This is a genomic window from Kluyvera sp. (assembly GCF_047971185.1).
In the GTDB taxonomy this organism is placed as follows: Bacteria; Pseudomonadota; Gammaproteobacteria; order Enterobacterales; family Enterobacteriaceae; genus Kluyvera.
Genome location: NZ_JBKDZH010000035.1, coordinates 84,258 through 105,090, shown reverse-complemented (window position 1 = coordinate 105,090; position 20,833 = coordinate 84,258). Strand labels below are relative to the sequence as shown.

General features: G+C 60.1%; 18 protein-coding genes and 2 pseudogenes. 9 read left to right on the top strand and 11 right to left on the bottom strand.

What is annotated here, in order from left to right:
* The 3 genes from hycC to hycA form a co-directional block, all read right to left on the bottom strand.
* Complete coding sequence (gene hycC / locus ACK5JN_RS10105; RefSeq protein ID WP_416870051.1) at window positions 1-1,827, bottom strand: formate hydrogenlyase subunit 3; 1,827 nt, start codon at window positions 1,825-1,827, stop codon at window positions 1-3.
* Complete coding sequence (locus tag ACK5JN_RS10100; RefSeq protein WP_416870050.1) at window positions 1,824-2,432, bottom strand: 4Fe-4S dicluster domain-containing protein; 609 nt, start codon at window positions 2,430-2,432, stop codon at window positions 1,824-1,826. Before ACK5JN_RS10100 ends, hycC begins: the two co-directional genes overlap by 4 nt.
* Before the next feature lie 83 nt (window positions 2,433-2,515).
* Entirely contained in the window at window positions 2,516-2,983 is a 468-nt protein-coding gene (hycA, locus tag ACK5JN_RS10095) for a formate hydrogenlyase regulator HycA (protein ID WP_416870049.1), read from the bottom strand.
* Window positions 2,984-3,198: 215 nt separating this feature from the next.
* Here hycA and hypA point away from each other — a divergent pair, with 215 nt between their 5' ends.
* From hypA to ACK5JN_RS10050, 9 genes are all read left to right on the top strand, one after another.
* Window positions 3,199-3,549, top strand: a complete 351-nt coding sequence (gene hypA, locus ACK5JN_RS10090) for a hydrogenase maturation nickel metallochaperone HypA (protein ID WP_416870048.1) — start codon at window positions 3,199-3,201, stop codon at window positions 3,547-3,549.
* Window positions 3,550-3,552: 3 nt separating this feature from the next.
* Window positions 3,553-4,425, top strand: a complete 873-nt coding sequence (hypB, locus tag ACK5JN_RS10085) for a hydrogenase nickel incorporation protein HypB (RefSeq protein WP_416870047.1) — start codon at window positions 3,553-3,555, stop codon at window positions 4,423-4,425.
* The gene (locus ACK5JN_RS10080) at window positions 4,416-4,688 is read left to right on the top strand and encodes a HypC/HybG/HupF family hydrogenase formation chaperone (RefSeq protein WP_416870046.1); all 273 of its coding nucleotides are present in this window, start codon (window positions 4,416-4,418) and stop codon (window positions 4,686-4,688) included. Before hypB ends, ACK5JN_RS10080 begins: the two co-directional genes overlap by 10 nt.
* Entirely contained in the window at window positions 4,688-5,809 is a 1,122-nt protein-coding gene (hypD, locus tag ACK5JN_RS10075) for a hydrogenase formation protein HypD (protein WP_416870045.1), read from the top strand. The genes ACK5JN_RS10080 and hypD overlap by 1 nt, the downstream gene beginning before the upstream one ends.
* Window positions 5,806-6,816 carry a hydrogenase expression/formation protein HypE gene (hypE, locus tag ACK5JN_RS10070; protein ID WP_416870044.1) on the top strand — a complete coding sequence of 337 codons (1,011 nt, stop codon included), beginning with the start codon at window positions 5,806-5,808 and terminating at the stop codon, window positions 6,814-6,816. Before hypD ends, hypE begins: the two co-directional genes overlap by 4 nt.
* Before the next feature lie 76 nt (window positions 6,817-6,892).
* Window positions 6,893-8,974: a formate hydrogenlyase transcriptional activator FlhA gene (flhA, locus tag ACK5JN_RS10065; RefSeq protein ID WP_416870043.1), complete on the top strand. Its 2,082-nt coding sequence runs from the start codon at window positions 6,893-6,895 to the stop codon at window positions 8,972-8,974.
* A 180-nt stretch (window positions 8,975-9,154) separates the two neighbouring features.
* Window positions 9,155-10,090: an alpha/beta hydrolase gene (locus ACK5JN_RS10060; RefSeq protein ID WP_416870042.1), complete on the top strand. Its 936-nt coding sequence runs from the start codon at window positions 9,155-9,157 to the stop codon at window positions 10,088-10,090.
* A 253-nt stretch (window positions 10,091-10,343) separates the two neighbouring features.
* Window positions 10,344-12,641 (top strand): formate C-acetyltransferase, encoded by a 2,298-nt coding sequence (locus ACK5JN_RS10055; protein WP_416870041.1) that lies wholly within the window; start codon window positions 10,344-10,346, stop codon window positions 12,639-12,641.
* Complete coding sequence (locus ACK5JN_RS10050; protein ID WP_416870040.1) at window positions 12,607-13,482, top strand: [formate-C-acetyltransferase]-activating enzyme; 876 nt, start codon at window positions 12,607-12,609, stop codon at window positions 13,480-13,482. Before ACK5JN_RS10055 ends, ACK5JN_RS10050 begins: the two co-directional genes overlap by 35 nt.
* Before the next feature lie 37 nt (window positions 13,483-13,519).
* On the opposite strand, the gene tauD is transcribed toward ACK5JN_RS10050, so the two are convergent.
* The 8 genes and pseudogenes from tauD to ACK5JN_RS10010 all read right to left on the bottom strand — a co-directional run.
* Window positions 13,520-14,371 (bottom strand): taurine dioxygenase, encoded by an 852-nt coding sequence (gene tauD, locus ACK5JN_RS10045; protein ID WP_416870039.1) that lies wholly within the window; start codon window positions 14,369-14,371, stop codon window positions 13,520-13,522.
* Window positions 14,368-15,195 carry a taurine ABC transporter permease TauC gene (tauC, locus tag ACK5JN_RS10040; protein ID WP_416870038.1) on the bottom strand — a complete coding sequence of 276 codons (828 nt, stop codon included), beginning with the start codon at window positions 15,193-15,195 and terminating at the stop codon, window positions 14,368-14,370. Before tauC ends, tauD begins: the two co-directional genes overlap by 4 nt.
* Window positions 15,192-15,959: a taurine ABC transporter ATP-binding subunit gene (gene tauB / locus ACK5JN_RS10035; protein WP_416870095.1), complete on the bottom strand. Its 768-nt coding sequence runs from the start codon at window positions 15,957-15,959 to the stop codon at window positions 15,192-15,194. The genes tauC and tauB overlap by 4 nt, the downstream gene beginning before the upstream one ends.
* A 10-nt stretch (window positions 15,960-15,969) precedes the next feature.
* Window positions 15,970-16,935, bottom strand: coding sequence for a taurine ABC transporter substrate-binding protein (tauA, locus tag ACK5JN_RS10030; RefSeq protein WP_416870037.1), 966 nt, complete (start codon window positions 16,933-16,935; stop codon window positions 15,970-15,972).
* A 249-nt stretch (window positions 16,936-17,184) separates the two neighbouring features.
* A complete protein-coding gene (mmuM, locus tag ACK5JN_RS10025; protein WP_416870036.1) occupies window positions 17,185-18,117 on the bottom strand; it encodes a homocysteine S-methyltransferase in 933 nt (310 codons plus the stop codon).
* Window positions 18,104-19,513 (bottom strand): S-methylmethionine permease, encoded by a 1,410-nt coding sequence (gene mmuP / locus ACK5JN_RS10020; protein ID WP_416870035.1) that lies wholly within the window; start codon window positions 19,511-19,513, stop codon window positions 18,104-18,106. The genes mmuM and mmuP overlap by 14 nt, the downstream gene beginning before the upstream one ends.
* Before the next feature lie 133 nt (window positions 19,514-19,646).
* A pseudogene (locus ACK5JN_RS10015) lies at window positions 19,647-20,174 on the bottom strand (5'-nucleotidase C-terminal domain-containing protein); the annotation flags it as partial.
* Window positions 20,163-20,708: pseudogene (locus tag ACK5JN_RS10010) on the bottom strand (outer membrane protein OmpK); the annotation flags it as partial. The pseudogenes ACK5JN_RS10010 and ACK5JN_RS10015, both read right to left, overlap by 12 nt.
* Between the last annotated feature and the right edge of the window lie 125 nt (window positions 20,709-20,833).

Sequence of the window (20,833 nt, the reverse complement as noted above, 5' to 3'; positions counted from 1 at the left end):
TCAGGCTCCTCGAGAGATGACAATCACGACCAGCACCGCCAGTTCAACCAGCGCCAGACGTTGCAGCAGCAGCGGCGCCGCCGCGTTCTGCCAGCCTGGAACCAGAGAGACCGGGTTGAGCCATTTACGCAGTTTGAGTATCGGGGCAAAGGCCTGTTTCACCGGCATGGCAAAGCCGTGCGCGGTAATCACCATCGACTGTTCGTGGTCGTAGCCGCAGACCCACGCCGCGCCGCGCGAACGGCTCGGCAGGCGGTTGCCTTTGAGCAGCGCCAGAATGATGAACGGCAGCAGCGGGCAGGCAATCAGCAGCAGGGTAATCATCGGTTGAGAAACCACGGTGTGCGCGGTGTTCATCGGCAGCGGCACGGCGGAGCTCAGCATCGGCAGCAGCCACGGCGCGGCCACCCCGCCGACGATACACAGCAGCGCCATCACTACGGTGCTCACCGCCATCAGCAGCGGCGCGCAGCAGGCGTTTTCCGCCTCTTTGGTGCGCGGTGCGCCGAGGAAAGTGACGCCGTAGACTTTCGCCATACACATCACCGCCAGCGCGCCGGTAATCGCCAGGCCAACGGCCAGCAGCGGCCCAAGCAGGCGGCCAATAAAGGCATCGCTGGTGCTCAGCTTGAAGAACGACTGGTAGATAACCCACTCACCGGCAAAGCCGTTCAGCGGCGGCAGCGCGGCCATCGCCATCAGACCGACCAGCATCGCCAGCGAGATCATCGGCATCCGTTTACCGATACCGCCCAGCTTCTCGATGTCGCGGTGGCCGGTACGGAACCAGACCGCCCCCGCGCCGAGGAACAGCGTGGTTTTAAACAGGCTGTGGTTAAGCAGATGGTACAGACCACCGACCAGACCCAGCGCCACCATCACCGGCTGCTGCAGCGCCAGACCGGTAATGCCCACGCCCAGCCCCAGCAGGATGATGCCGATGTTTTCCAGGGTGTGGTACGCCAGCAGACGCTGAATGTTGTGCTCCATCAGCGCGTACAGGCCGCCGACAAAGGCGGTGATCATGCCCAGCACCAGCAGAGCGATGCCCCACCACAGCGGCTGCGCATCGCCGATCAGCGAGATGGTCAGAATGCCGAGCAGCCCGACTTTCATCACCACGGTAGAGAACAGCGCCGCGGCCGGCGCGCTGGCGTTGGCGTGCGCCTGCGGTACCCAGCCGTGCAGCGGGATAATCCCCGCCAGCAGGCCAAAGCCCAGCACGCACAGCACCCAGATGTCAGAGCCAATCGGCAGCTGCTGCGCGCGTTCGTTCAGCAGCGTCAGGTCCAGCGTGCCGTAGCGCTGCCACAGCAGCAGACAGGCGATGGCCAGCAGAATAGTGCCGAGACGCCCCAGCGCGAACCACAGCTTGCCGGAGGAGGCGCAGCCGGTGAGGAACGCACCGCACAGCGCCATGATTTCCGCCATCACCACCAGCGAACCGACGCTGTCGGCGACAATCGTGCACACCGCGGCAGCCAGCAGCACATTGACCAGCAGACCGTTGTTTTTGACGTTCGGGTGGCGGTGCCAGTCAATGTTGTAGAGGCTGACAAACAGCCCGCACAGCCCCAGCGCAATCAGCCAGACCGCATTCAGCGGCGTGACCAGCACGCTGTAGTGCACCAGCGACAGGCGGCCCATCACCGGAAAGGCGTGAACCAGCACCTGCACCCCGGCCAGCAGCGCGTAAACGCTGCCCAGCGCACCGCCGATCCCGGCGACAAAACCGCTCAGCGATTTTTTAAACGACAGTAAAAAGGAGAGCACCGCGGCGAAGGCAAACCACGCCACCGCGCTGTTGATTAAGGTCATCACGCTCATTTCACCTCTCCTTGTTGCGCCTGGAACAGCGACAGATCGCCTAAATCGGTGTTGAAGGTCAGCTCGCGTTTGCGTTTGCTGACGCGGGCGATGTCCATGTTATTAACCAGATGCAGCGCTTTTGTCGGACAGGTACGGATACAGGCCGGGCCTTCTTCGTCGAAATAGCACAGGTCGCACTTCACCGCGATGGCGCGCACGCCCGGCACCCAGTCGAGCAGCGTGCTGACGCGGGCCGGCGCCGGCGGCGCAGGCAGCGCTTTCGGCGTGTTGGCGTTCGCCGGGATATCCAGCGGGCGACTGCCGGAAAATTCAATCGCGCCAAACGGGCAGGCGATGCCGCACAGCTTGCAGCTTACGCACAGGCTTTCATTGAGCTGTACGACGCCATCGACGCGGTTAATGGCGTTGACCGGGCATACCCCGGCGCACGGCGCGTCTTCGCATTGGTGGCACAGCTGCGGCGCGGATTCTTTTTCATTGAGCATTACTCTAAGCCGCGGCATCGATTGCAGGCCGTGCTGGCGATGCGTTTCCGAGCAGGCTGCTTCGCAGGTGCGGCAACCGATACAGAGGGTAGAGTCAGCAATTACAAAACGATTCACCAGGTCTTCCTCAGGTGACAGTCATTTTTGACGAAATCATGCAGAGCAGGTGTCATTTCGACACCCGTCGACACACCGATAATTCAGGCGATGGACGCCCGATGAGATTCCTGCGCCAGGCTGCCGAAATTAACCGGGCTGTCGCTCTCCAGCGCCGCATACAGGGTGTTGTATACCGGCGAAATTTTTTCCAGGTAGTGCTCCAGCACCTGCTCGCGGTCGCGGATATTGACGGTGCCGTCAATAAAGCCGCTGTCGTTCAGCTCGGCGCTCGCAACGCATTCTTTATTCAGGCCATCCCGCGTTTCCACGTAGTACTCAACGGTGTGGCTGTTGAAGCCGCCTGACAGGCTGACGGACACCACAAAATGTTCGAACAGCACGAAGCTCAGCTCTTTCTCCGGTGCGCAGTTCATAGCGTGATGCAGACGCGCTTTTGACAACGTGATCCCTTGAACCAGAGAGTTACAGTACACACGCCATTGATCCTGATGGCGGCGGTGACGATCGGCGATATAGTCGGCCTTCTCGCTAATTTCCCAAATAGTCATGTCGGTTACCCGGTTAATAGAAACAAGCCTCTTAAGCACTTTTCATGCCATGTTTTTAATACTCTGATTTATATTATTTTTATCGAAATGACATGCCGTTGCCGACATGTCATTTCGTCAGCGTGACATCGTCATCGACAGTCTTTCACGACGTCTTTATAGCTCTGGCATCGTTATTGCATTACGTCTGCGAGTAATGAGAAACGGGAGGCGTTATGCACGAAATCACGCTCTGCCAGCGGGCGCTGGAGATTGTCGAACAACAGGCGGTTCAGAACGGCGCGAAGCGCGTCACTGGCGTCTGGATAAAAGTCGGCGCTTTTTCTTGTGTAGAGACGAGCGCAATGACCTTTTGTTTTGATCTGGTGTGCCGCGGCACGCTGGCTGAAGGCTGTAAACTCCACGTCGAAGAGCAGGAGGCGGAGTGCTGGTGTGAATCCTGCCAGCAGTATGTCCAGCTCGTGTCGGTACACGTCCGCCGCTGCCCGCAGTGCAACAGCGACAACCTGCGCATCGTCGCCGACGACGGTTTACAGATTCAGCGAATTGAAATTGATCAGGAGTAAAGTATGTGTACCACCTGTGGTTGTGCCGAAGGCAACCTCTATATAGAGGGCGATGAACGTAACCCACATTCGCTGTTCCGCAGCGCTCCCTTCGCACCGGCGGGCCGTCCGGCGCTGTCGATTACCGGCGTCAGAACGCAAGAGTTTCAGCCGCAGGCCGCGGATAACGGCGACCTGCACTACGGCCACGGCGAAGCGGGCACCCACGCGCCGGGCATGAGCCAGCGGCGGATGCTGGAAGTGGAAATCGACGTGCTGGATAAAAATAACCAGATTGCCGCCCGCAACCGCGCGCGCTTCGCCGCCCGCGAACAGCTGGTGCTGAATCTGGTCTCCAGCCCCGGCTCCGGTAAAACCACCCTGCTCACCGAAACCCTGATGCGCCTGAAAGACCGCGTCTCCTGCGCCGTGATTGAAGGCGACCAGCAGACGGTGAACGACGCCGCGCGCATTCGCGCCACCGGCACCCCGGCGATTCAGGTCAACACCGGCAAAGGCTGCCACCTCGACGCGCAGATGATTGCCGACGCCGCGCCGCGTCTGCCGCTGGAAAGCAACGGCATCCTGTTTATTGAAAACGTCGGCAACCTGGTGTGCCCGGCGAGTTTCGACCTTGGCGAACGTCATAAAGTGGCGGTGCTGTCGGTCACCGAAGGTGAAGACAAGCCGCTGAAGTACCCGCATATGTTCGCCGCCGCCTCGGTCATGCTGCTGAACAAGGTCGACCTGCTGCCATATCTCAACTTCGACGTTGAGAAGTGCCTCGCCTGCGCCCGGGAAGTGAATCCGAACATTGAAATCATCCTCCTGTCCGCCACCAGCGGAGAAGGCATGGAGACCTGGCTAAACTGGCTGGAGGCGCAGCGATGTGCATAGGCATTCCGGGACAAATCTCCGCCATTGACGGCGTACAGGCGAAAGTGGACGTCTGCGGCATTAAGCGCGACGTCGACCTGACGCTGGTCGGCGCGGTGGATGAACACGGCCAGTCGCGCATCGGACAGTGGGTACTGGTGCACGTCGGCTTTGCCATGAGCATCATTGATGAAGACGAGGCGCGCGACACCCTCGCGGCGCTGGAAAACATGTTTGAAGTCGAGCCGGACGTTGGCGCCCTGCTCTACGGCGAGGAACGGTAATGCGTTTTGTTGATGAGTACCGCGCGCCGGAACAGGTGATGCAGCTGATTGCCCACCTGAAATCCCGCGCGCAACATCTGGCCTACACCGCCGAACGCCCACTGCGCATCATGGAAGTGTGCGGCGGCCACACGCATGCAATTTTTAAATTCGGTCTCGACCAGCTGCTGCCGGAGAACATCGAATTTATCCACGGGCCGGGCTGCCCGGTGTGCGTGCTGCCGATGGGGCGCATCGACACCTGTATTGAAATTGCCAGCCATCCGGAGGTGATTTTCTGCACCTTCGGCGACGCCATGCGCGTACCGGGGAAAAACGGTTCGCTGATGCAGGCCAAATCACGCGGCGCGGATATTCGTATCGTCTATTCGCCAATGGACGCCCTCAAGCTGGCGCAGCAGAATCCGGCGCGCAAAGTGGTGTTCTTTGGTCTCGGCTTTGAAACCACCATGCCGACCACCGCCATTACGCTGCAGCAGGCAAAAGCGCAGAACGTCGAGAATTTCTTCTTTTTCTGCCAGCACATCACGCTGATTCCGACCTTGCGCAGCCTGCTGGATCAGCCGGATAACGGCATCGACGCGTTTCTCGCGCCGGGTCATGTCAGCATGGTGATTGGCACTCACGCCTACGGTTTTATCGCCAGCGACTATCATCGTCCGCTGGTGGTCGCCGGTTTCGAGCCGGTGGATCTGCTGCAGGGCGTCAACATGCTGGTGGAGCAGAAAATTGCCGAGGAGAGCCGCGTCGAGAATCAGTATCGCCGCGTGGTGCCGGACGATGGCAACCCGCTGGCGCAAAACGCTATCGCCGAGGTGTTTACCGTTAAAGGCGACAGCGAATGGCGCGGGCTGGGGCTTATCACCGACTCCGGCGTGCAGCTGACGCCCGACTATCAGGCGTTCGACGCCGAAGCGCACTTTAAGCCGCAGCCGCAGCGCGTCTGCGACGACCCGCGCGCCCGCTGCGGCGACGTGCTCACCGGCCGCTGCAAGCCGCACCAGTGCCCGCTGTTTGGCGCCACCTGCAACCCGCAGAGCGCGTTCGGCGCGCTGATGGTGTCGTCGGAGGGGGCGTGCGCCGCCTGGTATCAATATCGCAGTCAGGAGTCCGAAGCATGAAAAATATTCAGTTAGCCCACGGTAGCGGCGGCCTGGCGATGCAGCAGTTGATCGACGGCCTGTTTATGAAAGCCTTCGCCAACCCCTGGCTGGCGGAACAGGAGGATCAGGCGCGCCTGTCGCTGGCGTCGCTGACCGCCCACGGCGATCGTCTGGCCTTCTCCACCGACAGCTACGTTATCGATCCGCTGTTCTTCCCCGGCGGCAATATCGGCAAGCTGGCGATTTGCGGCACCGCGAATGATGTGGCGGTGAGCGGCGCGGTTCCCCGCTACCTCTCCTGCGGTTTTATCATCGAAGAAGGGCTGCCGATGGAGACGCTGGAAGCGGTGGTCAACAGCATGGCGGAAACCGCCAAAGCGGCGGATATCGCGATTGTGACCGGCGACACCAAAGTGGTGGGCCGCGGCGCGGCGGATAAGCTGTTTATCAACACCGCGGGGATGGGCGCGATCCCGAGCGATATCCACTGGGGCGCGGCAACGCTGACGCCGGGCGACGTGCTGATCGTCAGCGGCACGCTGGGCGACCACGGCGCCACCATCCTCAACCTGCGCGAACAGCTGGGCCTCGACGGCGCGCTGCAAAGCGACTGCGCGGTGCTGACGCCGCTGATTCAAAGCCTGCGGCCGATTGCCGGCGTTAAAGCGCTGCGCGACGCCACCCGCGGCGGGGTCAACGCGGTGGCCCACGAATTCGCCGCCACCTGCGGCTATGGCGTAGAAATTCAGGAGCAGCACCTGCCGCTCAAAGACGCCGTGCGCGGCGTGTGCGAATTATTGGGGCTTGACGCGCTTAACTTCGCCAATGAAGGTAAACTGGTTATCGGCGCTAGCCGCGAGGCCGCCGACGCGGTGCTGGCCGCACTGCGCGCCCATCCGTTAGGCCGCGATGCCGCTATCATTGGCGAAGTGACCGAACGCCGTGGGGTTCGCGTGGCGGGATTATACGGCGTGAAGCGCACGCTGGACCTCCCTCACGCCGAGCCGCTGCCGCGAATTTGTTAACAGACCGCTCAAGGTCCGCATTTTATTATTATTATTATTTATCGCACCCCGCGCGGTGCATTTATGGGCAAGTTAAATGTCGTATACACCGATGGGCGATCTCGGGCAGCAAGGGCTGTTTGATATCACCCGGACTCTTCTCCAACAGCCCGATCTGGCGGCGTTGAGCGAAACGCTGGCAGATCTGGCTAAACACGCTGCGCTGGCCGACCGCGCGGCGATCATCCTGCTGCAGCCGGGCAACCTGCGCGCGGGCTACCATACGTCGCGCGGGGCTGGTCTACCGCTGGCCTACGAAGACGATAACGTGCTGGCTAACGGACCGGTCAGACGCCTGCTTTCGCGCCCCGACGCGCTGCACTGTAGCTATAGCGAGTTCAGCGAGGCCTGGCCGCAGCTGGCCGCTAGCGAGCTGTATCAGCCGTTTGGCCACTACTGCCTGCTGCCGCTGGCGGCGGAAGGCCGCATCTTCGGCGGCTGCGAGTTTATCCGCCAGGACGACCGCCCGTGGACCGAGAAAGAGTACCAGCGCCTGCATACCTTCACGCAGATTGTCGCCGTGGTCACCGAGCAAATCCAAAGCCGGGTCACCAACAACGTCGATTACGATCTGCTGTGCCGCGAGCGCGATAACTTCCGCATTCTGGTGGCCATCACCAACGCCGTGCTGTCGCGCCTCGACATGGACGAACTGGTCAGCGCGGTGGCGAAAGAGATCCACTACTACTTCAATATCGACGCCATCAGCGTGGTGCTGCGCAGCAGCCGCAAAGGCAAGCTGAACATCTATTCGACGCACTACATCGACGTCAACGATCCGGTGCACGACCAGAGCGAAGTGAACGAGTCCGGCACCCTGACCGAGCGGGTGTTCAAAAGCAAAGAAATGCTGATGCTCAACCTCAACGAGCAGGACAAACTCGCCCCGTACGAGCGCCAGCTGTTTGAGATGTGGGACGATAAAATCCAGACGCTGTGCCTGCTGCCGCTGATGTCCGGCGACAAAATGCTCGGCGTGCTGAAGCTTGCCCAGTGCGACGAAAAGGTGTTCTGCGCCACCAACCTCAAGCTGCTTAAACAGATTGCCGAACGCGTGTCGATCGCCGTGGATAACGCCCTCGCCTATCAGGAAATTCACCGCCTGAAGGAACGTCTGGTGGATGAAAACCTGGCGCTGACCGAGCAGCTCAACAACGTCGACGGCGAATTTGGTGAAATCATCGGCCGCAGCGAAGCGATGTTTAACGTGCTCAAGCAGGTGGAGATGGTCGCGCCCAGCGACAGCACGGTGCTGATCCTCGGCGAAACCGGCACCGGGAAAGAGCTGATTGCCCGCGCCATCCACAACCTGAGCGGCCGCAACAACCGCCGGATGGTGAAAATGAACTGCGCGGCGATGCCCGCTGGGCTGCTGGAAAGCGACCTGTTCGGCCACGAGCGCGGCGCGTTTACCGGCGCCAGCGCCCAGCGCATTGGCCGCTTCGAGCTGGCCGATAAAAGCTCGCTGTTCCTCGATGAAGTGGGCGATATGCCGCTTGAGCTGCAGCCAAAGCTGCTGCGCGTGTTGCAGGAGCAGGAGTTCGAGCGCCTCGGCAGCAATAAACTGATCCAGACCGACGTGCGCCTGATCGCCGCCACCAATCGCGATCTCAAACAGATGGTGCTGGATCGCGAATTCCGCAGCGATCTTTACTATCGCCTGAACGTTTTCCCGATCCACCTGCCGCCGCTGCGCGAGCGCCCGGAAGATATCCCGCTGCTGGTGAAGGCTTTTACCTTTAAAATTGCCCGCCGCCTGGGGCGCAACATCGACAGTATTCCGGCGGAAACGCTGCGCACCCTGAGCCAGATGGAGTGGCCGGGCAACGTGCGTGAGCTGGAAAACGTCATCGAACGCGCGGTGCTGCTGACCCGCGGCAGCGTGTTGCAGCTGTCGATGCCGGAGCTGGCGTTTGCCGGTGAAGAGCCGGAGCCCGCGCCGGTAGCCGAAGCGCCGAAGGACGGCGAAGACGAATATCAGCTGATCGTCCGGGTGCTGAAAGAGACCAACGGCGTGGTCGCCGGAGCCAAAGGCGCAGCGCAGCGTCTGGGGCTCAAGCGCACTACGCTGCTGTCGCGCATGAAGCGGCTGGGCATCGATAAAGACGCGCTGATGTAATGCCTTCCCCGGCGTCGCGTTGCTCGGCCGGGCTACCTCTCACTCGTAGCCCGGCCGAGCGCAGCGACGCCGGGAATCACACCCCATCGTTTCTTATTTTATGAAACACCGTTTTGTGAATCATTTCGCGTTCTGCGGGCTTAATGAATGATAAACAAGCGTTTTCCCTGGGAGACGCTTATGATTCGCTTACCGTTGTCCGCTACCCTCGCCCTGCTTTTCTCCGCGCAGACGGCTTTCGCCGCTCTTCCCGCATTTTCCATCTGGCCCGGCGGCGAAGCGCCCGGCGCTAAAAACAGCCCGGTCAGCTACGCGCTGGTTGAACGCAGCAAAGATCCCGCGCTGCCGGACCGCGCGGTAACCGGCATTCGCGCGCCGGAAATCACCGTTTACGCGCCGGAACACCCGAACGGCGTGGCGCTGCTGGTCACGCCAGGCGGGTCATACCAGCGGGTGGTGCTCGACAAAGAAGGCAGCGATTTGGCCGCGCCGTTTAACGCCAAAGGCTATACCCTGTTTGTGATGACCTACCGCATGCCGGCGGACGGCCACGCTGAAGGGGCAAACGCCCCGCTCGCCGACGCCCAGCGCGCGCTGCGTACGCTACGCGCCCGCGCCGCCGAGTGGAAAATTAACCCGCAGAAAATCGGCGTGATGGGCTTCTCGGCGGGCGGGCACGTCGCCGCCAGCCTGGAGACGCGCTACGACGAAGCGGTGTACGCCCCGCTCGATGCCGTCGACAAGCAGAGCGCCCGCCCGGACTTCGTGGTGCTGGGCTATCCGGTAATTTCAATGGATAAGACCATCGCCCATCCGGGGTCAAGGAAAGCGCTGATTGGCGAGATGCCCAGCGCCGAGCAGATCAATCACTACTCGCCGGAGCTGAACGTCACCGCCCAGACGCCGCCCACTTTCCTGATGCACGCGGTGGACGACCCGTCGGTGCCGGTGGACAACTCGCTGGTGATGTTCAACGCCCTGCGTGAGCATAAGGTGCCGACCGAGCTGCACCTGTTTGCCGAAGGCAAGCACGGGTTTGGGATTCGCGGCGCCAAAGGGCTGCCCGCCGCCGCCTGGCCGGAACTGGCGATGAACTGGATAGCGTCGCTGCCGTAATTCGTCCCGGCGTCGCTGCGCTCGGCCGGACTACAAAACCCTCCCCCTTAACCGGGGGAAAGCCGCCCGCTCTCGTAGCCCGGCCGAGCAACGCGACGCCGGGAAATCCCCCGCACAAAACTCAGATCGCATTTTTTCTTTTTGATCACAATAATCCAGTAAATCACCCCATTCTCTTCTGTCTCGCCTCCGCGCATTTGCCTAACGTAGAAGCCATAAGAAACGTCAGGTTAATCGCCCAGGAGCCAGAAAAATGACAACCCGTATCCAGCGCCTGAAAGAGGCCCTCTTTGCCAACCCGCGCGAAATTTCCCTCGAACGCGCCGTGCTGTACACCGAAAGCCACCGCCAGACCGAAGGCGAGCCGGTCATCATCCGCCGCGCCAAGGCCACCGCGCATATTCTCGATAAGGTCGCCATCAGCATCCGCGACGACGAGCTGATTGCCGGTAACCGCACGGTGAAACCGCGCGCAGGCATTATGTCGCCGGAGATGGACCCGTACTGGCTGCTTAAAGAGCTGGACCAGTTCCCAACCCGTCCGCAGGACCGCTTCAACATCAGCGATGACGACAAGCGTCTGTACCGCGAAGAGCTGTTCCCGTACTGGGAAAAACGGTCGATGAAAGACTTCATCAACGCCCAGATGACCGACGACGTAAAAACCGCCGTCAGCACGCAAATTTTCAGCATTAACCAGACCGACAAAGGCCAGGGCCACATTATTATCGACTACCCGCGCCTGCTGAATAACGGCCTCGACGCGCTGGTCAGCGAAATGCATGACCAGCTGCGCCAGCAGCCGGAGAACGATTTTTACCGCGCGGTGCTGATTGTGCTGGAAGCCTCCCAGCGCCACATTCTGCGCTACGCCGCGCTGGCTGAGACGATGGCCGCGCGGTGCAGCGAGCCGCAGCGCCGTCAGGAACTGGAAACCCTCGCCCGAATCTCCCGCCACAACGCCGGGCAGAAGCCGGACGATTTCTGGCAGGCCTGCCAGCTGTTCTGGTACATGAATATCATTCTGCAATACGAGTCGAACGCCAGCTCCATCTCGCTCGGCCGCTTTGACCAGTACATGCTGCCGTTCTGGCAGGCGTCGCTCAACCGGGGTGACGATCCGGCCTTTATGCACGAGCTTTTGGCCTCGCTGTGGGTGAAATGCAACGACATCGTGCTGCTGCGTTCCACCAGCAGCGCCCGCTACTTTGCCGGGTTCCCGACCGGCTACACCGCGCTGCTCGGCGGCTTAACCGAAAACGGCCGCAGCGCGGTGAACGTGCTCTCCTTTACCTGCCTCGACGCCTATCAGCAGGTGCGTCTGCCGCAGCCCAACCTCGGCGTGCGGGTCAACGAGCTGATCGACCGCCCGTTCCTGCGTAAAACCGCCGAGACCGTGCGTCTGGGCACCGGCATTCCGCAGATTTTCAACGATGAAGTGGTGGTGCCTGCCTTTTTGAATCGCGGCGTATCGCTGGAAGATGCCCGCGACTACGCGGTGGTCGGCTGCGTTGAGCTGTCGATTCCCGGCCGCACCTACGGGCTGCACGACATCGCCATGTTCAACCTGCTGAAGGTGATGGAAATCGTCATGCACGAACATGAAGGCGATGAGCAAATCACCTACGACGGTCTGCTGGCGAGCATTCGCGACAAAATCCGCCACTACATTCGGCTGATGGTCGAAGGCAGCAACATCTGCGATATCGGCCACCGCGACTGGGCCCCGGTGCCGCTGCTCTCTTCGTTCGTTGAGGACTGCATCGCCAACGGCAAAGACATCACCGCCGGCGGCGCGCGCTACAACTTCTCCGGCGTGCAGGGCATCGGTATCGCCAACCTCAGCGACTCGCTGCACGCCCTCAAAGGCATGGTGTTCGACCAGCAGCGGATGAGCTTCGATGAACTGCTGGCGGTGCTGAAGGCTAACTTCGCCACGCCGGAAGGGGAAAAGGTGCGCGCGCGGCTGATCAACCGCTTTGAAAAATACGGCAACGATATTGACGATGTGGACAACATCAGCGCCGATCTGCTGCGTTTTTACTGCAAAGAGGTGGAAAAATACCGCAATCCGCGCGGTGGCCAGTTTACGCCGGGATCGTATACCGTTTCCGCGCACGTGCCGCTGGGTTCGGTGGTCGGCGCAACGCCGGACGGACGATTTGCCGGCGAGCAGCTGGCGGACGGCGGGCTGTCGCCGATGGTCGGCCAGGACGGTCAGGGGCCAACGGCGGTGCTGAAGTCGGTGAGCAAACTGGATAACTATCTGCTCTCCAACGGTACGCTGCTGAACGTTAAATTCACCCCGGCAACGCTGGAAGGTGAAAGCGGCCTCAACAAGCTGGCGGATTTCCTCCACGCCTTTACCAAACTGAAGCTGCAGCATATTCAGTTCAACGTGGTCAACGCCGAAACACTGCGCGAAGCCCAGCAGCGGCCGCAGGATTTCGCCGGGCTGGTGGTCCGCGTGGCGGGCTACAGCGCCTTCTTTGTCGAGCTGTCGAAGGAGATTCAGGATGACATTATCCGCCGCACCGCGCATCAGCTGTGAGGTGATTGAGACGCGCGCCGACACGGCGCGCATTTTCAACATCCAGCGCTATTCGCTGAACGATGGCCAGGGTATCCGCACGGTGGTCTTTTTCAAAGGCTGCCCGCATACCTGCCCGTGGTGCGCGAATCCGGAGTCGATGTCGGCCAGAATTGAGACCGTGCGCCGGGAAAGCAAGTGCCTGCACTGCGCCACCTGTATGCGGGACGCTGAAGAGTGCCCTTCCGGCGCGTGGGAGAACATTGGCCGCGACGTCACGCTGGAGGCGCTGGAGCGCGAGGTATTAAAAGATGAAGTGTTCTTCCGCGCGTCCGGCGGCGGCGTCACGCTCTCCGGCGGCGAAGTGCTGATGCAGGCCGAATTCGCCGCTCGCCTGCTACAGCGGCTACAACGGTGGGGCATCCGTACCGCCGTCGAAACGGCGGGCGATACCTCCCCTCGCCGCCTGCTGCGGCTGGCAAGGGCGTGCGACGAAGTGCTGTTTGACCTGAAAATCATGGACCCGGAACAGGCCCGCACCGTACTGAACATGAACCAGCCGCGGGTGCTGGAGAACTTCCGTTTGCTGGTCGCCGAAGGTATTACGGTGATTCCGCGTCTGCCGCTGATCCCCGGCTTCACGCTGAACGAAGAGAACGTGACGCAAATTCTGGCATTTCTGGCGCCGCTGCCGATCGATGAGGTGCATTTATTGCCGTTTCATCCGTACGGCGAACCGAAGTATTCGCTGCTGGATCGCGAATGGGCGATGGCGGGTATCAACGCCCCACGGGCCGAGGCGCTAGCCCCGATTCAGGCGAGGGTGGAACGCGCGGGCTATCGGGTGGTGATGGGCGGATAAAGCATCGGCCGGGCAGCCCGGCCAATGCTATTGCGCGCTACGACGCGCGATAAAACGGCTTATCCCCCAGAATCGTCGCCCGGTGCATAATCCGCCGCTGCGGCAGATAATCGGCGTTGGCGTAGTGCTGCGTCACCCGGTTATCCCAGATCGCCACGTCGTTCGGCTGCCAGCGCCAGCGCACCTGAAACTCCGGTTTGGTGACATGGGCAAACAGGTAGCTCAACAGCGCTTCGCTCTCTTTCTCGGTCACGTCGACAATCCGCGTGGTAAACCCTTCGTTGACGAACAGCGCCTGTTTACCGGTCACCGGATGGGTACGCACCACCGGATGCAGCAGCGGCGGGTGCTTCGCCACCGCTTCTTGCCAGCGCTGGTGCTCTTCCTCGTTTTTACGATACTTGTATTCCTGGAACGATTTACGGAAATCGTGCTCGGCATGCAGGCCGCTCAGCAGCGCTTTAAACGGCGCGGAGAGCGCCTCATAGGCGGCAATCCCGCTGGTCCACAGCGTGTCGCCGCCGGTCGACGGCAGCTCTTTCGCCGCCAGAATCGCCCCGGCGGGCGGCGTGTCGATAAAGGTCACGTCGGTGTGCCAGTTGTCGTTATCCGGCGGATTATTGTCGTGGGTGTCCAGAACAATAATCTCTTCCACGCCCGGCGCATGCGGATACACCGGGTGAATATGCAGGTCGCCAAAGCGCTGGGCCAGCGCGCGCTGCTGCTCGGGGGTAATCAACTGTTCGCGCAGAAACACCACCTGATGGCGCAGCACCGCGTGGTACAGCTGTTCAAACTGGTTATCGCTCAGCGGGCGGGTCAGATCCGCGCCGGACACCTGCGCGCCGATGTACGGCCCCAGCGGGGTAATGGCCAGACGTTCACTCATTGTACTTCTCCATGCCAGGGGGTCAGGCGACGCTGCAACGCGCGCAAGCCCAGTTCCAGACCAAAAGCGATGATTGCGATGACCGCAATGCCCGCCAGCACCACGTCGGTAGCTAAAAACTCCCCGGCGGATTGCACCATAAAACCTAAACCACGGGTGGCGGCGATAAGTTCGGCGGCCACCAGCGTCGACCAGCCGACGCCTAAACCAATGCGCAGGCCGGTTAAAATCTCCGGCAGCGCACCGGGTAAAATCACCAGCCACAGCACCTGAAGGCGGCTGGCCCCCAGCGACTGGGCGGCGCGGATGCGCACCTGCTGCGCGCTTTTCACCCCCGCCAGCGCCGACATGGCGACCGGGGCAAAAATCGCCAGGTAAATCAATAGGATCTTCGAGGTTTCGCCAATACCAAACCAAATCACCATCAGCGGCAGATAGGCCAGCGGCGGCACCGGTCGATACAGTTCGATAATCGGGTCAAGGATCCCGCGCACCGTCGGGCTTAAGCCCATGGCAATCCCCACCGGGATCCCGACGATCGTCGCCGCCAGCAGCGCCACCAGAATGCGCCCGAGGCTCGCCGCCAGATGCTGCCACAGCGTGGCATCCATAAAGCCCTGCGGGCTGGCGATGGTCAGCAGCTTGCTCAGCACCTGGCCCGGCGACGGCAGGAACAGCGGGCTAATCAGCGCTAACGCCGCCACCGCCCACCAGATAACCAGCAGCACCGCCAGCGTGGTCAGGCTCAGCGTCAGATGGCGCGAGAATGGCCAGCGCAGCTTCGATGTGCGCTGGCGCGGTTTATCGTTAATCACCACGCTCATGAGAAGGCCTCCCGCTGCTCGAACACCCGGCTCAGCACATATTCGCGCTGGGCAATAAAACGGGGATCGGACTTGATGCTGCGGCAGGATTCCCCGGCGACAAAACGACGGGCGAAATCCAGCGGCAGGCGCTCCAGCACGCGGCCCGGCCCCGGCGACAGCAGGATCAGCTCGGTAGCCATAAACACCGCCTCTTCAATATCGTGGGTAATCAGCAGCACCTTTTTGCCGGTTTCATGCCACAGTTTCAGCAGCAGCGTCTGCATTTGCTCACGGGTAAACGCGTCGAGCGCGCCGAACGGGTCATCCAGCAGCAACAGCTGCGGGTTAGCCGCCAGCGCGCGGGCAATGCCGACCCGCTGGCGCTGGCCGCCGGAAAGCTGCCAGATAAAGCGCTTTTCCGCGCCCTCAAGCCCTACTTTCTTCAGCATTTGCGCCGCCGTTTCGCGACGCTCGGCCTTGCTGACGCCCGCCAGCTGTAGCCCCAGCGCCACGTTATCTTGCACGTTGCGCCACGGCAGCAGCCCTTCATTCTGAAACACCACGCCGCGGTCGGCGCCCGGCCCGTCAACGCGTTTATCGTCGAGGATGATGCTGCCGTGCTGATACGGCACGAATCCGGCAATCAGGTTCAGCAGCGTAGTTTTGCCGCAGCCGGACGGCCCCAGCACCACCAGCAGTTCGCCGCTGTCCAGCGTGAGATTGATATCCGCCAGCGCCGGTTTACCGCCGTAGTCGGCGGAAAGATGCGAGATTTGCAGCATCATGGCCTCCTTACTTCACAAAACGGTCGGTAACGTACTGGCTGTAGTCGGTCGCCACTGCCGGCACTTTGCCCTGCTCTTTGAGGAACTGGGCGGTGTCGCCAATGGCCTTATTGACCGGGCCATTCAGCGCCTGAGCCTGCTGTTCAGCGGTGAGGTAGGTATTGCCCTTCACCAGCCCCGGGACGTCGGCTTCCGGTACGCCGCTCAGGCGCGCCAGCTTGCTGATGTTGTCCGGCTGCGCCAGCCATTTATCTGGGTTATCGATGTAGCCACGCTGAGCGTCAATCGCGCTTTTGGCGAAAGCCTTCACCACCTCAGGATGCTGCTCGGCAAAATCTTTCCGCACCACCCAGACGTCGAGCGTCGGCGCGCCCCACTCGCCCACTTTCGACGAGTCGGTCAGCACGGTGCCGTCTTTTTCCAGCGCGTTCACCGCCGGCGCCCACACGTAGGCACCGTCAATGTCGCCACGCTGCCAGGCGGCAATAATCGCCGGCGGCTGCAGGTTAATAATCTGTACCTGACCCGGCTTGATGCCCCAGTGCTTGAGCGCCGCCAGCAGGCTGTAGTGGGTGGTGGAGATAAACGGCACGGCAATGCGTTTGCCAATCAAATCTTCCGGTTTGGTAATGGCCTTTTTCACCACCAGCGCTTCAGAGTTGCCGAGCTGTGAAGCCAGCAGGAAGACTTCAATCGGCACCTGCTGACTGGCGGCCACCGCCAGCGGGCTGGAACCGAGGTTGCCAATCTGTACGTCGCCGGAAGCCAGCGCCCGCACGATAGCCGCGCCGCTGTCAAACTTGCGCCAGTCCGGCTTCGCGCCGCTCAGTTTTTCGAAGGTGTTATCCGCCTGCGCCACTTTGGCGGGTTCCGCGGAGGTTTGATACGCGATAGTGACGTCCACGGCCTGCGCCTGGAAAGCCAGCAGCGCCAGCGTGGCGGCGATAAAGGTGAAACGCGATGCGATTGCCATATTGTCCTGCTCCCATGTCTTGTTATGTGAGCAGTATTTCCGGCGTGAGGGGGTTTGATAAAGGAATTAAAAGTGCTGGTTAATGCCAATTTGTTTTTAGAAAAAAAGTGGCAAAGGATAGTTTGGAAATGGGATTTCCCAGAGCACGTTGTAGGCCGGATAAGCGAAGCGCCATCCGGCAATGTGCACCGAACTGCCGGATGGCGCTTCGCTTATCCGGCCTACAGGTTGATCCGCGCGGATTCTGAATCAGCAGTGCGCCTTCAGCGCCGCAATATCCTTCGGCGTAGTACGGCAGCAGCCGCCGATCAGCTTCGCGCCCGCCGCCAGCCACTGCGGCAGATAGCCTTCCAGCGTCGCGCAGGCTTCGCCGTGGTGATGCCAGGTTTTACTCACCGCGTCGTAGTGCTCCCCCGAGTTTGGATAGACCACTAGCGGCAGCGGCGTCAGGCTATGCAAATACTCCAGCGCCTCGACGGAATTCTCCAGCGCGATACAGTTAATGCCCACCGCCAGAATCTGCGGGTAGTCGGCCAGCAGCGCCAGTACGTCGCGCAGCGGCGTGCCGTCACTCAGGTGCTCGGCGTCGCGCAGGGTAAACGAGAACCACGCCTGCGCCACCGGATATTCGCTCAGCAGCTGCGCCAGCGCGCGAATTTCCTCAAACGACGGCAGAGTTTCACAGGCCAGCAGGTCGACACCGCCATCCAGCAACGCCTCCACGCGCGGGCGGTGGAAATCCTGGAATACCTGCGCGCTGCGCTGGTAGTCGCCGCGATACTCCGAGCCATCCGCCAGATACGCGCCGTACGGCCCCACGGAACCGGCAATCAGCAGCCCCTGCGCTGCCGGGCTTTCGGCGCGATACGCATCGCGCGCCTGACGCGCCAGCTCGACGCTTTTGATAATCAGCGCCCGCGACTGCGCTGCATCCAGCCCGCGCGCGGCAAAACCGTCCGGCGTAGCCTGATAGCTGGCGGTAATCGCCACCTGCGCCCCGGCGCGGAAATAGTCGAGGTGCACGTCGTAAATCAGCTGCGGGTTTTCCATCAGCATTTTTGCCGACCACAGGCTGTCCGCCAGGTCGCAGCCGCGCGCCTCCAGTTCGGTAGCCATCGCGCCGTCGAGCAGCACGAAAGGATGGTCGTTAAGGATAGCGTCGAAGGGATTATTCTGCGGCATGCTGCGGCTCCTGTTGAGTCTGGCGCGAACGCGTTAAGAAGTAGGCACCATAGCACAGCGCCACGAACGGGATCCCGCACCACAGCGCGATACGCTGCGATGGGTCAAAGGCCAGCCCCACGCAGGCCACCAGGCACAGCACGAAGCCCAGCACCGGTACCAGCGGATACCACGGCGCGCGGTAGTGCAGCTCGCTCAGCGCCTTGCCCTGCTGGAGATGACGGCGGCGGAACACAAAGTGCGAGGCGCAGATGCTTATCCACACCGCCACCACTGCAAAACCGGAAATGGCCGACAGCGCGACAAACACGGTGTCGGGCGCAACGATGCTGGAAAACAGCGCCAGCAGGCCGCCCAGCATACTCACCGACAGCGCCACCAGCGGCACGCCGTTATCGGTCAGCTGTGAGAAACAGCGCGGCAGCGTGCGCTCGTTGGAGAGCGACCACAGCATCCGGCCCGAGGCGTACAGCCCGGAGTTGGCCGCCGATAGAATCGCCGTCAGGATCACGAAGTTAAAAATATCCGCCGCATAGGGAATGCCCACCTTTTCAAACACCAGCACGAACGGGCTTTTTTCCACGCCCGCCTGCTGCATCGGGATCAGCGCGGCCAGCACGAAGACGGTGCCGATAAAGAAGATGATCAGCCGTGCGATGGTGGTACGGATGGCGACCGGAATCACCTTATGCGGATTCTCGGTTTCACCGGCGGCAATGCCGATAAGCTCGGTGCCGGAGAAGGCAAAATTCACCGCCACCATGGTCATCAGAATCGGCAGCCCGCCGTGCGGGAACCAGCCTTCGGCGGTGATATTACGCAGCCCCGGCGCGGGCGAACCGTCCTGCATCGGGATAAACCCGAAGATGGCCGCACCGCCCAGAATAATAAACGCGATGATGGTAATCACCTTCACCAGCGAGAACCAGAACTCGCCTTCGGCGAAGAACCGCGTCGAGATAACGTTAAGGCCAAAAATCAGCACGCAGAACAGCAGGCACCAAATCCATACCGGCACCTGCGGGAACCAGTACTGCATGCAAAAGCCCGCGGCGGTAAAGCTCGAACCGAGCGCCACCGTCCACGTCAGCCAGTAAAGCCACGCCACGGTGTAGCCGGTGGCCGGGCCGAGATAACGGGCGGCATAAACGTGGAAAGCGCCGGTTTCCGGCATCGCCACCGACAGCTCGCCGAGACACTGCATCACCAGCCAGACCACCAGCGCGCCGATAAGATAGGCCAGTAAAGTGCCCGCCGCGCCGGTAGTGGAGATGATATAGCCGGTATTGAAAAAGAGCCCTGTGCCAATAACGCCACCCAGCGACAGCATGATCAGGTGGCGGGTTTTCATGGTGCGCTTTAGCTGCCCACCTTGTTGTTGTGTTGTGGTTTGCATTATTACCTTCTAAACGTATGGACGTCTAAACATCCAAATAAAGAGAAGGTTATACAACGATTGTTGGCGAATTGCAAAAAGGGGGCGATGACCGGCACATGGAAATGATGCAATCCATAAAATCGATTGAAGATTACTTGCTAACTTCAACTCGCATTTCATTGACCTGCTCAGGGACAATTTTGTGTCCTGACTTCAGATAATCAATGACGACATCGGACATATTATGCCCGGCGCGAATTTGTACATTTTTCCCTTCTTTAAATGCCAGAAAACCATCGCCCCCCAGGGCAAGGAAAGTGGTTGTTGCAACATGGTAAGTCTCAGTATCCACAATTGCTTTACCGTTGATAGTGAAAGACACCATGCGCTGCCCTACGGGTTTCTGCGGCATATACTGCATTTCAGCCCCCTTTGACATTTGTAATATGCCATTAGTGAGCGATGCCCCGTGTTCCATCAGATTACGCAAATCCTTGCCGCTGAGATCCATTTCGGTAAGCTCATTCTTAAAGGGGAATGTGCTGGTAATATCACCAAAGGTAATAGGGCCCGCATTGAGATCGGCCCGTAAGCTACCGGAATTAATCAGCGCGATCTGCGCTTTCGGCGCAGCAACAAGCATCGCATCGGTAAACAGATTGCCGAGCTGTGAAGATTCACCATAGGCACGGGTTAAGAGATTACCCTGGTATTTTGCATAAATATTGGCAGATAACGTCATCGGCAATCCGGTATCAATATCGGTGCCAAGCCCCATATACCAGGTACTCTGACGCTGCCCTTCATTAGTACCCGCATCATAGATATAGTTATTAGCAAAGTACCATTCTTTAAATGGGCCGAAACTGAGATCTATTCCCGTTAGTTTATCGATACTAAAACGTGGCTCTATTTCCATAAAAAAAGGAGAGCCATTATCCCAAATGCCGATGTCGTTATCATTACCTAAACCGAAGAATTTAGGTAAATCAGCGTAACCATAGAAATCAAACCAATCTATATGCGCCCAGCCACGATATTCTGGGTAGAGATCTGATCTTTTAAGCGGCCCAAAGCGAGTAGAGTTGCTGCCTACTATATTAATGCTTTGATGCCACCAGCCTGATAGATATTCATCATTCCCAGAGTCTGCAAATGTTACCATGGGTAAAAGCATCAAGGCTCCTGATACAATAAATTTTGTTTTTGGCATAGGCATGGTACCTTTCATCGAGGTAAGTTATAAAAACTATTTATACAATAAAGAATGTAAAATAATAATTGTATTTTTAGTATGGCGTTCTGATATGGCAGAGGTAATATGAATCCATCTGTCAT

What these genes read in the sequence shown, in the direction of transcription:
- hycC (WP_416870051.1), bottom strand. Translation starts at nt 1,827, where the DNA reads ATGAGCGTGATGACCTTAATCAACAGCGCGGTGGCGTGGTTTGCCTTC.
- hycA (WP_416870049.1), bottom strand. Translation starts at nt 2,983, where the DNA reads ATGACTATTTGGGAAATTAGCGAGAAGGCCGACTATATCGCCGATCGT.
- hypA (WP_416870048.1), top strand. Translation starts at nt 3,199, where the DNA reads ATGCACGAAATCACGCTCTGCCAGCGGGCGCTGGAGATTGTCGAACAA.
- hypB (WP_416870047.1), top strand. Translation starts at nt 3,553, where the DNA reads ATGTGTACCACCTGTGGTTGTGCCGAAGGCAACCTCTATATAGAGGGC.
- ACK5JN_RS10080 (WP_416870046.1), top strand. Translation starts at nt 4,416, where the DNA reads ATGTGCATAGGCATTCCGGGACAAATCTCCGCCATTGACGGCGTACAG.
- hypD (WP_416870045.1), top strand. Translation starts at nt 4,688, where the DNA reads ATGCGTTTTGTTGATGAGTACCGCGCGCCGGAACAGGTGATGCAGCTG.
- hypE (WP_416870044.1), top strand. Translation starts at nt 5,806, where the DNA reads ATGAAAAATATTCAGTTAGCCCACGGTAGCGGCGGCCTGGCGATGCAG.
- flhA (WP_416870043.1), top strand. Translation starts at nt 6,893, where the DNA reads ATGTCGTATACACCGATGGGCGATCTCGGGCAGCAAGGGCTGTTTGAT.
- ACK5JN_RS10060 (WP_416870042.1), top strand. Translation starts at nt 9,155, where the DNA reads ATGATTCGCTTACCGTTGTCCGCTACCCTCGCCCTGCTTTTCTCCGCG.
- ACK5JN_RS10055 (WP_416870041.1), top strand. Translation starts at nt 10,344, where the DNA reads ATGACAACCCGTATCCAGCGCCTGAAAGAGGCCCTCTTTGCCAACCCG.
- ACK5JN_RS10050 (WP_416870040.1), top strand. Translation starts at nt 12,607, where the DNA reads ATGACATTATCCGCCGCACCGCGCATCAGCTGTGAGGTGATTGAGACG.
- tauD (WP_416870039.1), bottom strand. Translation starts at nt 14,371, where the DNA reads ATGAGTGAACGTCTGGCCATTACCCCGCTGGGGCCGTACATCGGCGCG.
- tauC (WP_416870038.1), bottom strand. Translation starts at nt 15,195, where the DNA reads ATGAGCGTGGTGATTAACGATAAACCGCGCCAGCGCACATCGAAGCTG.
- tauB (WP_416870095.1), bottom strand. Translation starts at nt 15,959, where the DNA reads ATGCTGCAAATCTCGCATCTTTCCGCCGACTACGGCGGTAAACCGGCG.
- tauA (WP_416870037.1), bottom strand. Translation starts at nt 16,935, where the DNA reads ATGGCAATCGCATCGCGTTTCACCTTTATCGCCGCCACGCTGGCGCTG.
- mmuM (WP_416870036.1), bottom strand. Translation starts at nt 18,117, where the DNA reads ATGCCGCAGAATAATCCCTTCGACGCTATCCTTAACGACCATCCTTTC.
- mmuP (WP_416870035.1), bottom strand. Translation starts at nt 19,513, where the DNA reads ATGCAAACCACAACACAACAACAAGGTGGGCAGCTAAAGCGCACCATG.